The following is a 13,288-nucleotide window of genomic DNA, read 5'->3' as shown; positions in this document are numbered from 1 at the left end:
ACCGGCGATGTGGCCCTGGAGCGGTACAACTGCCCCACCGCGGCGGCGGTGTCCGGGCGGTCCTTGTTCGTGGCGTGCGTCAGCCCGCCTCACCCCGAAGCTCGGAACACATGGACGTGTAGGGATGACCATGGAAAGGGACAATCGGTACCGATGCCTGTATTTTTCCCTGCTCGGCGACGGCAGGCGACGCGAACGGTCGCCGCCGCTCCCCCGGTGGCCGGCGAGCGGCGCGGTCCATGAGCGCGCCCAGACGGCTGCTGATCGTCAGCGCGAGCATGGGGTCCGGGCACGACACGGTGGCCGCGGAACTCGCGCGCCGCGCCGCGCAGTACGGCCACCAGGCCCAGGTCGTGGACGTCCTGAGCCTGCTGCCGCACCGCCTGGGCCCCGGGTTGCGGAGCTGCTACCGGTCGTCGCTACGGCACTGTCCCTGGGCGTACTCCGCCCTGTACGGCACGCTGCTGCGCCGTGGGACCGGCCGCCGCCCCAGCGGTGTGCCGTTGGCCCGTCTGGCCGGGGACCACCTGCGGGACCTGGCGGACCGCACCGGGGCGGACGGGGTGGTCTCCGTGTTCCATCTCGCCGCGCAGCTCACCGGCCATCTCCGGTCCCGGGGACTGCTCGCGGTGCCCAGCGCCGTCGTGGTGATCGACTTCGCCGTTCACCGGCAATGGCTCCATCCGGGGAACGACACGTACTTCTGCCTGACGGACGAGGCCGCGCAGGAGGTGCGCGAGGACATCGCCGTACCCGCCGAGGCGCCCGGCGCGGTCGTCGCACCCGAGTTCCTCTCCCCGGCCCCCGGGGCGGCCCGGTGGTCCGCGTGGTTCGCCCGGCACGCCCCGGGGCGCCCGCCCGTCCTGCTCTCCGCGGGCGCCTGGGGAGTCGGCTCGCACCTTGCCGCGACCGCCACGCTGCTGGCCGGACGCGGCTTTCTGCCGGTGGTGCTGTGCGGCCGGAACGACAAGCTCCACAGCGGGCTGGCCAGGGTGCCGGGCACCGTCGCACTGGGCTGGGTGTCCGACATGCCGGGTCTGCTGGGTGCGGCCCGCGCCCTGGTGGACAACGCCGCCGGGCAGACGGCCGTCCAGGCGCTCGCCACGGGACTGCCGGTGGTGGGCTACCGCCCGTTGCCGGGGCACGGCGCGGACGGCGTACGACGGATGGCCGCGCTCGGCCTCTCGGAACTCGCGGTGGACGGCACCGCGCTGCTGGGCTCGCTCGGCCGGCTCACGGCAGCCGGCCCCGAGCGGGAACGCAGGATCGCCCAGGGGCGCACGCTGTTCCGCGACGACGTCCTCACCCGGGTGCTCGCACTCTGCGGTGCGGACGCCGCTTGAGCGCACCGGCGCCGTACCGGGCCTGCCCAGGTCGTGCGGCAGGTACGGCACGCCGTGACCGGATGGCCGGTGCACTCGAAGCAGCGGTGGCGCGTTACGCGCCGTGGGCGGCGTGCGGAGCGGCACGACCGGTGCCCCGGTCGGGGCCGCCCCGTCGATCCCGCCGGCTCACCGGCGCGTGCGGTTGGCGACGCCGATCGTCAGGCCCGCCGCGGCCAGCCCCAGCAGGAGCGTCACCGCGCCGACCACACAGTTGTTCCAGAGGATGCCGGCCCGTGCGCCGTGGGCGGCGGTGACCACCCAGGGCGAGATCAGCAGCCAGATCCCGAGCGGAACGGCCAGCCACGCCAGGCGGAGCATCCGTTCCGGGATCATGGCCAGACCGACTCCGATCAGGCCGATGGTGAGGCCGACAATCAGGTTGTTGACCGTGAGGTTGGGCTCAGCCGTCGAAAAATGCACGACCCAGGGCGATATGGCGGCGTAGACGCCCGCCAGCAGGATCAGGCCCTCGATGACGACCGCCTTGCCGGAAGCCGCACGCTCGAGCCGCTCCCGCATTTCGGCTATCTCGGGGTGTGTGCCCATCTCACTGGAGTGATGCGGATACGACATCGCTGCCGTCCTCTCCACGAGTGCTGTAATGCTCTCTGCCCTGTACAAGATTCCCCCATTCGGGGGGTTTACGCGACTTTCGCACTCTTTGCCGAGAGAGGAGTCATACGTCCGTGCGGGGGGCTCCCGACCCCCTAGGGTGTAACGCGCCGGTCAACGGCCGCGCAGACCGGAACCCCGGCCCGATTCCGGCGGGCCGGGGTTCTCGTTCTGCGGTACGACGCGAGCGTCGTGTCACTTGCCGTTGTCGTTGCCGTTGTCGTTGTCGTAGTTGTCGTGGTCGTTGTCGTTGTCGTTGTCGTTCTCGCCGCGGCCGTGGTCGAAGTCGTCGTAACGGTGCACGATCCGGATGCTCGCCACGACACCGTGCTTGACCTTCACACCGCCGCGGATGCGGCGGGGGAAGAGGCCGTTGCTGGAGCTGTGCGGGCCGACCGTGGCGAGGGGGGCGCCGTTGTCGCACGTCGCGCCGTTGAAGACCTCGACGAACTTCCAGCTGTCGTTGCGGACGTTGAGGCTGTTCGCACCGAGGCCGCTCACGACCGTGATGCAGCTGCTCTCGTGGGGGGAGTACTCCCGCTCGTTGACGAAGATACGACCCTCGTGGCGACGGTGGTGGTGCTCCTCGTGCTCCTCGTGCTCGCGGCCCTCGTGGCCCTTGGAGTTGTTGTCGTTGTTGTTGTTATTGTTGTTGTTGTTTCCGCTACTCCCCTGGAGGGCGGCAGGGGCGGCGATCGCGGCGGCCTGGGCCGGCTCGGAGGCGGCGGAGGCGTACGTGATGCCGGTGGCCACCAGGGCCGCGCCGGCCGCGACGGCCGCGGTAACAGCGATGGAACGCGTTGCCATGTCACTTCTCCTGTTCTCAGACACGTCGGCTGTGAACCGATGCGTGATTGAAAGTACAGATCCGGCTGATCAATGTCATACAGGACATACCGACAATATGAGGATGAATTCGATTGGCGTAGCGGCACCGCTGATGCCGCGTCATTTCGGCGGTTCGGGGTGCCATCGCCGGCGTGTCGAGCCCGGCGGTCCAGGCTCGTCCCACCGCGCTCCAAGCATCTGCGCTGCCGTCAATTCCCTTATGACTGAGGGAGATTGATTCCCGACGACCCGTCAGTCGGATTCTCGACCGAGGAGTTCCCCGGGTCGTGGCGCCCACCGGGATGCGCGTGTCGCGCGTCGGTCCGGGACGCGTTCACGGCCCGGACCGACGCGCGGCGCCCGTCCGCTGTGCGGAGCCGCTCGCGGTCTGCCGTTCGGCCGTCTTCCGGTGGCGTCTCCCCCCGGCCGGCCGCTTGCTGGTGCCAAGGTTCGGCGCAGAGGAAGTGAGCCCCCATGGAGACAACGGAGCCTCGGCAGCAGGTACTGCAGACCCCGCGGGCCGCCGGACTGGCGGGGGTCGTCTTCGCGCTCCTGCTCGCGGCGGTCATCGTGCTGATCCGGCTGGGCATCCCCGAGGGGGCCGACGCGCCCGCGCCCGCGGCGTCGGCCGACTCCGTACGGAGCAGCGCGGTACGGGCGGCGCTCGCGCTCGTCCCGTTCGCCGGGATCTTCTTCCTGTGGTTCATCGGCGTCGTACGGACCCATATCGGGCAGGCCGAGGACAAGTTCCTCGCCACCGTGTTTCTCGGCAGCGCTCTGGTCTTCGTGGCCACGCTGTTCGAGGCCGCCGCGGCGGCCTCGGCCGTGCTGGACACCACGTCCCCGTCCCGTGGCGCCCCGGGAGGGCCCACGTGGGCCTACGGCCGCCACTTCGCGTACACCTTGCTGATCGACTACGCGATGCGGATGGCGGCGGTCTGCACCTGCTCCCTGTCGGCGATCGCGTACCGCACCGGGGCGCTTCCGCGGTGGCTCGCCCTGCTGGGTTTCCTGACCGTCCTGACGCTGCTCTTCGTCTCGACCGCCGTTCCCTGGTCCGAGCTGGTGTTCCCGGCCTGGGCGCTGCTGGTCAGCGTCCACATCCTCACGGCGTGGGGCCGCTCCCTGCCCGGCACCCCGGCGGCGGCCTGAGACGGGCGCGAGGCCGGGGACGCCCGGTCCTTCGGCCTGCCCCGCGAGCGCCGCCCCGCTCACTCCTTCGGCCCGCCCCGCGCGCGCGGGCCCCGACGGGTCTCCGATGCTGGCGTGGGGAGATGACCGCCGTCCGGGGGCTGCCCTCGGCAGCGTGAGGCGCCCAGCGGACCTGGCCGCCGGAAGGGGCGGTGTGGTGATGAGGCTTGTCGTCGATCTCAACCGGTGCCAGGGCTACGCGCAGTGTGCGTTCCTGGCGCCGGACGTCTTCGCCCTGCACGGGGAGGAGGCCCTGGTCTACAACCCACGGGCCGAGGAGGAGCAGCGGGCGAAGGTAGCGCGTGCCGTGGCCGCCTGTCCCGTGCAGGCGATCATGGCCGAGGGGCTGGACGACGCGGTCGATCCGCCGGTCCGGGCCGGTCAGGAGGCGCTCCATGACTGGTGACGACCATCTGGCATGGCTCCGACGCGAGGGCCGGATCGTGATCGTGGGGGCCTCCCTGGCGGGCCTGCGGGCGGCCGAGACACTGCGCGGCGAGGGCTTCACCGGCTCGCTGACCATGATCGGCGACGAGCCGTACGAGCCGTACGACCGTCCGCCGCTGTCGAAGGCGGTCCTGCTGGGCAAGGCCTCCCCCCAGCACACCGGGCTTCCCCGGCGCCGCAGCATCGACGCCACGTGGCGCCTCGGGGTCGCGGCGACCGGCCTCGACCTGTCGGCCAAGCGGGTGCGGCTGGCGGACGGCGACGAGGTGAGGTACGACCGGCTGCTGATCGCGACCGGTGTACGCGCCCGGCCCTGGCCCAATGAGGCGGAAGCCCAGCTCGACGGCGTCTTCGTGCTGCGGACCCGCGACGACGCGGTGGGGCTGGAGCGGCGGCTGAGGGCCTCGCCACGCCGTGTGCTCGTCATCGGCGCCGGTTTCACCGGGTCGGAGATCGCCTCCGCCTGCCGGGATCAGGGCATCGCGGTCACGGTGGCGGAGCGCGCGAACGCTCCCCTGGTGGGGGCGCTCGGCGGAGTGATCGGCGCGGTGGCCGCGGAACTGCACCGCGAGAACGGCGTGGACCTGCGCACCGGCATCATGGTCACCGCCCTGGAGGGCGACCCGGCGGGCCGGGTCCGGGCCGCTCATCTCTCCGACGGCGGTGTCGTCGAAACGGACGTGGTGGTGGTGTCGCTCGGCGCGACCCGCAACACCGAGTGGCTGTCCGGATCGGGGCTGGGTGCCGGCCCCCGGGGCATCGCCTGCGACGCGGGCTGCCGGGCCTTCGATTTCCGGGGCATCGTCACCGACGACATCTACGTCGCGGGCGACGTCGCACGGTCTCCGCACCCGTTGTTCGGCTACCAGTTCCTGTCCCTCGAACACTGGGGCAACGCGGTCAGCCAGTCCGAGGTCGCCGCGCACAACATGATCAGCGCCGGCGCCGACCGGCGCCCGCACATCTGGGTGCCCGCCTTCTGGTCGTCGCAGTTCGGCGTGAACATCAAGTCGGTCGGCGTCCCCTCCATGGGCGACGAGATCATGATCACGCAGGGGTCGCTGGCCGAGCGCCGCTTCGTCGGGGCGTACGGCTACCAGGGGCGGGTCATCGCCGCCGTGAGCTTCGACAACACACGGTGGCTGGAGTTCTACCAGCGGCAGATCGAGACGGCCTCGCCCTTCCCGGTGGAGTTCCCGACGGTGGACCGCCGTCCCGAGGGTCAGCGGCCGGTCCCGTCCGACTTCCCCGACCCGTCCCTGCCGAGCCACGGCCCGACGGTGACCCTGAGCGGTTACTCACCGTCCGACCGGCGGCTGGTCTTCACCCCGGCCCACCACTGACCCACAGCCGGCCTGACGTCACGCCCCGAGGACCCCCATGACGCACCACTCGCTCCTGCGCCAGATCACCGACTACGCCCATCGTGCCAACCCGTATCCGCTGTACACGGAACTCCGCAAGACCCCGGTGCTGCAGGAGGAGGACGGCGGCCCGTACCTCGTCAGCTCCTACTGGGACATCCTCGGCCTGCTCCACGACCCGAGGATCAGCTCCGACGCCGCCCACCTCGCCGCCGCGGGCACCGACGACATGGGCGGGATGCCGGTGACGGGGCTGCCCCCGAGCTTCATCCGGCAGGACCCTCCGGAACACGACCGGCTGCGCCGGATCGCCAACCGCCCTTTCGGCCCCCCGCACAGCCCCCACAGGATCGAGTCGATGCGCGGCGAACTCGCCGGGACCGTCTCCGATCTGATCGACGGCTTCGGAGAGGCACGGCAGATCGATCTGGTCGACCAGTTCGCGTATCCCTTCCCGGTGACCGTGATCTGCCGGCTGCTCGGCGTGCCGCGCGAGGACGAACCGCGCTTCCGCACCTGGATCGACCCGATCGTCGCGAGCCTCGACCCGGACACCGGCAGGGACGATGCCGAGCGCGGGCGCGCGGCGCAGGAAGCACGGATGCACCTGGGCATGTACCTCGCCGAGCTGGTCGAGCAGCGGAGCAAGGAACCCACCGGGGACATGCTGTCCGAGCTGGTCACGAGCCACGGCCCGGACGGCCCCATGACGACGATGGAGGTGCTCAGCACCGCGGTGCTGCTGTTGATCGCGGGACACGAGACGACCGTCAACCTGATCACCAACGGGATGCTCACCCTGCTGCGCCACCCGGAGTACCTCGACAGGCTCCGCGACGGCCCCGAGCCGGCCGTCACCATCGTGGAGGAACTGCTGCGCTACGAGCCACCGGTGCAGTTCGTGCCGCAGCGGACCTGCATCGCGGACATCGAGGTACACGGGACCACCATCCCGAAGGGATCGAGGATCTGGCTGATGCTGGCCGCGGGCAACCGGGACCCCGAACGCTTCGCGGACCCCGACCGGTTCGACCCCGACCGCGAGGACATCCAGCACCTGGGCTTCGGCAGCGGCATCCACAGCTGTTTCGGCGCGCCGCTGGCGCGGCTGGAGGCGCAGATCGCCCTGTCCGCACTGGCCCGCCGTCTGGAGGGCCCTCGCCTGGTGGAAGACCCTCCCCCGTATCGGAAGAACGCGGTGCTGCGCGGCCCGCGCCATCTGCGGATCAGCTTCGACGGTCTGCGCCCTTGAACGAACGGCCGGTCCCGGCCCGGACCGCACCGCGGCGTCCCCTCGGCTTCGGCGGTCTGACCCCGGCACACCGCGGCGCCCCGGCCGCCCGGAGAGGGCGGGACGCCGCGAAGGAGTCGCCCACGGCTGTGATGCCCGCGGCCGGCGGCGGATCACGGCCTCCACCCGGTGGCCACGTGGCCGACGGCGAGGCAGGGTGTAGGCATGGGTTACCGGCAAGGGGGCACCGCCGGGCTGCGCGACTCGTGGCAGTCGAGTCATGCCCTGCTGCTGTTTCCCATCGCGCTGATCATCGTGATCGCGGTGGTGGACATCCACTCTCCCGATTCCATCCACCTGGGACCCGCGCTCGTGATCGCGCCCGCACTCACGCCCTCCTTCGCCGGCCCCCGGCTGACCGGCCTCGTCGGGGCGCTGGCGGTGACCACGCAGGTCGTCATCGCCGTGCTGCACGGCGGGCTGAGCACCACCAACCACATCGTGCAGATCCTCACCCTGTTCCTGCTGTCGGTGATGATCGTGGTCTACTGCGCCGTCCGCGACCGGCACCGTCGCCAGCTGGCCCAGGTCCGGTCGGTGGCCGAGGCCGCACAACACGTCCTGCTGTGGCCGCTGCCGGAAAACATCGGCCCCCTGAAGGTGGCCTGTCTGTACCTTGCGGCCGAGGACGAGGCGCAGATCGGCGGCGACCTGTACGCCGCCACCCGGGCCGACAGCAGGGTGCGCGTCATGATCGGCGACGTACGCGGCAAGGGCCTCTCGGCCATCGGCGAGGCCGCCCTGCTGCTCGGCGCCTTCCGCGAGGCGGGCCACCGGCAGACGTCCCTACGGGATCTGGCCGCCACGCTGGAGCAGAGCGTCACCCGCTATCTGGCCGACTTCGAGCCGCCCGAGGAAGCGGGCGAACGCTTCGCGACCGCCCTGCTGATGGAGATCCCCGACGGGGACCCGATCACCCGCATGACCAGTTGCGGGCATCCGCCGCCGCTCCTGCTGAGCCCCGGTCACGTGGTCACCGTCCCGAGCGTGCACCCCGCGCCCCCGATGGGGATCGGTTCGGCACACGCGGCGGACTACCACCTGGACGTGTTCTCCTTCGAGCCCGGAGACACCCTCCTGCTCTACACCGACGGCGTCATCGAGGCGCGGGACGCCGCCGGCCGTTTCTATCCGCTCGCGGACCGCGTGGCCCAGTGGACCGAGGAGAGTCCCGAGGCGCTGCTGCACCGCATCCGGCGTGACCTGCTCGCCCACACCGGCGGGCACCTCGGCGACGACGCCGCGCTCATCGCCCTCCACCGGACCCCGACCGTCCACCACGGCCGTCCGCACCCGCGGATCATTCACGCCGACGGCTTCCGTCACCGGCCCCAGAACCAGCCGCAGGACAGGTGATCCACGATTCCTGCCGACGGAAGGGAATCTGCCGCACCCACGGCCTTCTCCGCCTGCCGCAGGGCGGTCCGTCGCGCCCTCAGGTGCCCGAGGGGGTGGAGCTGCCCGGAGGGGTGGGCGGCGGGGGAGTCCCGGGGGCGTGGCCCGCCAGGACCAGCTCCTTCGCCCTGCGGAACTCGTCGTCCGTGATGTCGCCGCGGGCGCGGATCTCGGAGAGCTTGGCGAGCTGGTCGACGCTGCTGGCAGGCCCCTGGCGGCCTGCCGTCTCGCGGATGTAGTCGTCGAGGGCCCGTTGCTGCGCCCGGACCTGGGACATCTCCCGGCGGCCCATCTCCTTGCCACGGGCGATGACGTACACGAAGACGCCGAGGAAGGGCAGCACGATGCAGAAGACCAGCCAGCCGGTCTTGGCCCAGCCGCCCAGGGAGTCGTCGCGGAAGATGTCGAGGACGACCCGGAAGAGCAGGACGAACCACATGACCCACAGGAAGAACCACAGCAGTGTCCAGAAGGCGCTCAGCAGTGGGTAGTCGTACGCGAGGTACGTCTGCGTGACCATTTCTCCTCCTCCGTTCCGGGCGTGCGCCCCGACAGCGGCCCCGTGCCGCCTTCAGCGTGCCCACGGCATCCGGCGGCCTGCCTCACCCGGGACGGGTGAGCGGGCGCGGTCACCGTCACTCCGGCAGTCGGCGCATTTCCAGGACGTGCAGTCCGAGCGACTGGAAGCGGGCCAGCAGCTCGTACACGTGTGCCTCGTCGAGGACGGGGCCGAACAGGACGGTCTGGCCGGACATCGTCACGTGGTCCAGCTCCGGGAAGGCCTGGGCCAGCGTGTCCGACAGCTGCCCGTCGACGCGGATCTCGTAGCGCATGAGCTGCTCTCTCGCAGATGGCCTGGGGCGCGAAGTGCGCCGCTTCCCGTGATCGTCCGCCCCGGCGCGTGCCCGCGCCTCACCTGGGACAGGTGAACCGTCCCGGGGCATGGCCCGCTGCCGCACCGGTCCCGCCCCGCGGGGCCGGGACGGGTCGGCTCCGCGCCGTCGGCCCCTCGGAACGGTCTTGACCGTCAGCCCTTCGGAACGGCTCTGGCCGTCAGTCCTTCAGTGCGATCTTGAACACGATGATCAGCAGACCGATCACCAGGTTGATCGCGGCGAAGGCCACCACAAGGCGCCAGGAGGCGCCGGCGTGGCGTGCGGCGGCGGCCGACCAGCCCATCTGCCCGGCCACGGCGACGGCGAGCGACAGCCAGATCCCGCCCCGCACGTCCAGGCCCAGCAGCGGGCTGACGGCGACCGCGGCGGCCGGCGGGACGGCGGCCTTGACGATCGGCCACTCGTCACGGCACACATGCAGCACGGTCCGGCGGTCCAGGCCCGGCTGTGCCAGGTGGGCGCCGAACAGCTGGGCGTGCACATGCGCGATCCAGAACACCACGCCGGTGCCCAACAGCAGCAGTACCAGTTCCGTCCGCGGCAACGGGCCGTGGGCGCCGGCGCCGACCACCACCGAGGCGGCGAGCAGGGAGCCGTAGACACCGCCGGTGTAGTCGGCACGCGCCCGGCGCTCGGCGACACGCGCCCGGGCGACGGAGTCGTCCGCCTTGGACCTGCGTCGCATGGGGGATGACCTTCCTGAGCGCTCCACCTCATCCTGCCGAAGCATCGGACTCATCATGCCGAAACACCTGAAGAACGGAATATCAGACACGCGAGGCGAGAGCGCGCGAGGCAAGCCCTACGGGAACGCCCGGACGAACATCACACAGAGGTACCGGACATTCAGCGCTTCAACCTTCACACCAGGCACACAAGTTGGCTAGGTTGACGAACAGGCTACGCAACTCCCTCCGGCGAACATCGCCGGGTTGCACGGCCTCCGCCTCATCCGGTTCGCCTTGACCACGACCGGAACCGGGGACCCGACCGACCACGGGGTGAATCGGCCCGACTGCCCGACAGGGCAGGGGCCGTAGGGCACACCTTCCGGATCCGTCCGCCCGAACCCGACAACTCACCCGGTAGGCGGAGCACGGAAGGAGTACGCCCCATGGCGCCGGAGCGAACCCCGGGCCCCGGAGACTTCGGCCTCCCCGGCATGCGCAGGTTCACCGAGGACGACGGGCCGAGCCACGACGAGGTCCGGCAGCGGATCCAGAGCCTGTACGACCGGGCGGAGACCGACAGCGGGACCTTCAACGCGACGCGCGCGGCAGCGACGGGGGCACAGAGGCGTGCCACCCCGGTGCTCGGCACGGAGCGCCGGGGCGCCGATCCCGTCCTCGACGACGTGACCCGGCAGTGGTTCGAGGCGGCGCGTCTGAGGCTGGGGCCGACCGTTCCGGCCGCACTGCCGCCCGACAGGATGCCGGACCGTCCGGACGCGGCCCGGCCCTCGGGCCCGGCGAGTCGTCCGGGGAGCGACCTCGTCCTCCGCGAGCCGGACACGGCCGGCCGGCCCGTCCGCGAACTCACCGCCGGGCCGGCCGCGCGTCCCGCGGCGGAGCTGACCGCCGGTCCCGTGGCCGCGCTGCCGGCGGCCCCGGAGAAGAGGCCGGAGACTTCCCGGGACCTGCCCTCGACGGTCACCATGCCCGGTCCGGCCACCCCGAGGACCGCCAAGGAGCGCAACCGGCACAAGCTCGCCGCGGCCCGTGACCTGCTGGCCCGGCACACCGCACGGCGCGGTACGCCGCCCCTGGCGATCGGGTCCCGGCCGGCGACGGACGCGTGGCGCACGGCGGAGGAGCAGGCCGGCCGCGCGGTAGAGGGGACCTGGCCGTGGCAGCAGCCCCCTGCCCCCGGCAGCGGCATCCCGGCCGCCTCGGCCGGCGCGGGCCCCTCCGCCGCGGCCCCCCTCGCCACGGAACCGCTGACGGACCTTCAACCGCTCACCACGACCGAACCGTTCCACGGCGCCGAGACCGTTCCCGGCACCGGGCTCCCCCTCGGCATCGGCGGGACACAGGAGCCGGGGTACGACACCAAGTCCGCGAAGGCGGTCGCCTTCGCCCGCGCGCAGATCGGCAGGCCGTGCCTCTGGGGCGCGGCCGGACCCGACTCGTACGACGCCGCCGGTCTCACACAGGCCGCCTGGAAGGCGGCCGGGGTGACCCTCCCGCGTGCGGCCCGCGATCAGTCAGCGGTCGGCCCGGCGATCCCGCTCACCGACCTCCGGCCCGGCGATCTCGTGTTCTTCAACCCGGACGCCGGCCATGTCGGCCTCTGCACCGGAAACGGCATGATGATCCACGCACCGGGCCCGGGCGCCTTCATCCGCGAGGAGGCGGTCCGCTACGCCGGTGAGGCGGCGATCCACAGCGTGACGCGGCCCGCGTGACCCACCCGTGTGCGCGGCACTGCTCACGTTCTCCCCCGGTCCTCGGCCCTCGGCCGGCCGTTCGTCGATCACCGGTGACGGAGAGTGCTCGAAGCAACGCCTCGGCGGCTCGTCCGCACCGTCTCACCTGCGCGTTCGGACAGCTCACGCGGCCATCGTGGGCGTTGCGGCAGACGGCTTCGCGGAGGAGCGTAGGGGATGTGAAAAGCCTGGGTGTCACACGGACTCACCGGAAGGGGGACCAGCGCGGCTGGTTGCGCGGCGCGCCGCCCCCTTGGTGGGTGAAGGTGCTGCCCGTGGTCCTGCTGATGATCGTGGCCGTCGTCAGCCTGACCGCGCCCTCGCCGCTGGACATCGGATTCCTCCTGGGAGCCATCCCGCCCCTGGCCGTCCTGTCCTACGGACCCTCAGCCACTGCGCTGCTCGGCGTCCTCGTCATCGGAGTGCAGCACACCCGCGCCTTCCACCTGGACCGGCCGGGCAACGCGGATCTGCTCACCATCATCTTCGTCGCCCTGCTGAGCGTGTTCGTGTCGTATGTGCGCAGCCATCGCGACGCCCAGCTGAACGTCGAGCGCACGGTCGCCGAGGCGGCTCAGAACGCACTGGTCCCCCCGCTGCCGGAGCGGGTGGGACAGGTCCACTGCACGGGTCTGTACCGGGCTGCCCAGCGCGGGACGCTCATAGGCGGCGACTTCTTCGACGTGCGCGAGGGCCCCACCGGGGTACGCGTGGTCATGGGCGATGTGCAGGGACACGGGCTGTCGGCGGTCTCGACCGTCGCCGCGCTGCTCGGGGCCTTCCGGGAAGCGGTGCTCGACCAGCCCGATCTGCCCTCGGTCGCCTCCCGCCTCGACCGCAGGCTGCTGGCGGACTCGGGAAACTCCCAGCTCGGGGAGCTGTTCGCGACGGCGGTGCTGCTGGAGTTCACCCCCGATGCCGGGACGGTACGGATCATCGCCTGCGGCAGTCCGCCGCCCGTGCTGCTCCACGACGGCAAGGCCACCGAGCTGGACGTGTCGTCGGGTACTCCCCTCGGGATCGGGCTGAGCGAGGGCGGCACCTACGACGAGGTCACCCGGCCGCTGGAGCGCGGCGACCATCTGTTCCTGGCCTCGGACGGCATCTGGGAGGCACGCGACGCGACCGGCATGTTCTATCCCCTCGTCGACCGGCTTCCCCGGTTCGCGGACGACGATCCCGCAGAGACGCCCGAGCGGGTGTGGGAAGATCTCGTACGCTTCTGCGACACGGTCCGCGACGACGCCACGATGCTCCTTCTCACCCCGGAGCACCGGGGCGAGTAGGTGAGCCACGGCGCCGTTCCGGTGCCGGGGTGGCCGTGACGGTCCTCCGGGCCCGGCGGCCGGCCCGCTCGCCAGCCAGGCGGTCTGTCACCACAAACCCGGCGATGACCCATAAGGTAGTCCTATGACGTCATAGAGGGGACCCTCGTACCAAGTAAGGCTTGCCTT

Annotated in this window: 13 protein-coding genes and 1 riboswitch; of the genes, 8 read left to right on the top strand and 5 right to left on the bottom strand. The window is 71.6% G+C overall.

Going from position 1 to position 13,288, the window contains the following annotated elements; all coding sequences use genetic code 11:
- The first annotated feature begins 239 nt into the window (after window positions 1-239).
- Window positions 240-1,343, top strand: a complete 1,104-nt coding sequence (locus ACWD5Q_RS06100; RefSeq protein WP_451425815.1) for an MGDG synthase family glycosyltransferase — start codon at window positions 240-242, stop codon at window positions 1,341-1,343.
- A gap of 168 nt (window positions 1,344-1,511) precedes the next feature.
- Here the strand turns inward: ACWD5Q_RS06100 and ACWD5Q_RS06095 are convergent, their stop codons facing one another.
- A complete protein-coding gene (locus ACWD5Q_RS06095; protein ID WP_451425814.1) occupies window positions 1,512-1,958 on the bottom strand; it encodes an SPW repeat protein in 447 nt (148 codons plus the stop codon).
- Window positions 1,959-2,192: 234 nt separating this feature from the next.
- Window positions 2,193-2,804, bottom strand: a complete 612-nt coding sequence (locus ACWD5Q_RS06090) for a hypothetical protein (RefSeq protein WP_451425813.1) — start codon at window positions 2,802-2,804, stop codon at window positions 2,193-2,195.
- A gap of 495 nt (window positions 2,805-3,299) precedes the next feature.
- On the opposite strand from ACWD5Q_RS06090, the gene ACWD5Q_RS06085 reads away from it, so the two are divergent.
- From ACWD5Q_RS06085 to ACWD5Q_RS06065, 5 genes are all read left to right on the top strand, one after another.
- Entirely contained in the window at window positions 3,300-3,977 is a 678-nt protein-coding gene (locus ACWD5Q_RS06085; RefSeq protein ID WP_451425812.1) for a hypothetical protein, read from the top strand.
- Window positions 3,978-4,176: 199 nt separating this feature from the next.
- Window positions 4,177-4,422: a ferredoxin gene (locus tag ACWD5Q_RS06080; RefSeq protein ID WP_451425811.1), complete on the top strand. Its 246-nt coding sequence runs from the start codon at window positions 4,177-4,179 to the stop codon at window positions 4,420-4,422.
- Window positions 4,412-5,806: an NAD(P)/FAD-dependent oxidoreductase gene (locus ACWD5Q_RS06075; protein ID WP_451425810.1), complete on the top strand. Its 1,395-nt coding sequence runs from the start codon at window positions 4,412-4,414 to the stop codon at window positions 5,804-5,806. Before ACWD5Q_RS06080 ends, ACWD5Q_RS06075 begins: the two co-directional genes overlap by 11 nt.
- Before the next feature lie 37 nt (window positions 5,807-5,843).
- On the top strand, window positions 5,844-7,079 hold the full coding sequence (locus ACWD5Q_RS06070; protein WP_451425809.1) for a cytochrome P450: 1,236 nt from the start codon (window positions 5,844-5,846) through the stop codon (window positions 7,077-7,079).
- Between the two features lie 204 nt (window positions 7,080-7,283).
- Entirely contained in the window at window positions 7,284-8,474 is a 1,191-nt protein-coding gene (locus ACWD5Q_RS06065; RefSeq protein ID WP_451425808.1) for a PP2C family protein-serine/threonine phosphatase, read from the top strand.
- A 79-nt stretch (window positions 8,475-8,553) separates the two neighbouring features.
- On the opposite strand, the gene ACWD5Q_RS06060 is transcribed toward ACWD5Q_RS06065, so the two are convergent.
- The 3 genes from ACWD5Q_RS06060 to ACWD5Q_RS06050 all read right to left on the bottom strand — a co-directional run bounded on the left by ACWD5Q_RS06060 (window position 8,554) and on the right by ACWD5Q_RS06050 (window position 10,094).
- The gene (locus ACWD5Q_RS06060; RefSeq protein ID WP_451425807.1) at window positions 8,554-9,033 is read right to left on the bottom strand and encodes an SHOCT domain-containing protein; all 480 of its coding nucleotides are present in this window, start codon (window positions 9,031-9,033) and stop codon (window positions 8,554-8,556) included.
- A gap of 115 nt (window positions 9,034-9,148) precedes the next feature.
- Entirely contained in the window at window positions 9,149-9,346 is a 198-nt protein-coding gene (locus ACWD5Q_RS06055; RefSeq protein WP_451425806.1) for a hypothetical protein, read from the bottom strand.
- 220 nt (window positions 9,347-9,566) lie between these two features.
- Complete coding sequence (locus ACWD5Q_RS06050) at window positions 9,567-10,094, bottom strand: hypothetical protein (RefSeq protein ID WP_451425805.1); 528 nt, start codon at window positions 10,092-10,094, stop codon at window positions 9,567-9,569.
- Window positions 10,095-10,357: 263 nt separating this feature from the next.
- Window positions 10,358-10,517, top strand: a riboswitch (cyclic di-AMP (ydaO/yuaA leader).
- A 6-nt stretch (window positions 10,518-10,523) separates the two neighbouring features.
- Between ACWD5Q_RS06050 and ACWD5Q_RS06045 the strand changes: the two genes are divergently transcribed.
- Entirely contained in the window at window positions 10,524-11,813 is a 1,290-nt protein-coding gene (locus ACWD5Q_RS06045; protein WP_451425804.1) for an NlpC/P60 family protein, read from the top strand.
- Between the two features lie 281 nt (window positions 11,814-12,094).
- A complete protein-coding gene (locus ACWD5Q_RS06040) occupies window positions 12,095-13,120 on the top strand; it encodes a PP2C family protein-serine/threonine phosphatase (RefSeq protein WP_451425803.1) in 1,026 nt (341 codons plus the stop codon).
- The last annotated feature ends 168 nt before the right edge of the window (window positions 13,121-13,288 follow it).

The sequence above is a fragment of the Streptomyces sp. NPDC002513 genome (assembly GCF_053595355.1).
The sequence above is the reverse complement of the archived record's forward strand: the minus strand, read 5'-3'. Positions and strand labels throughout refer to the sequence as shown.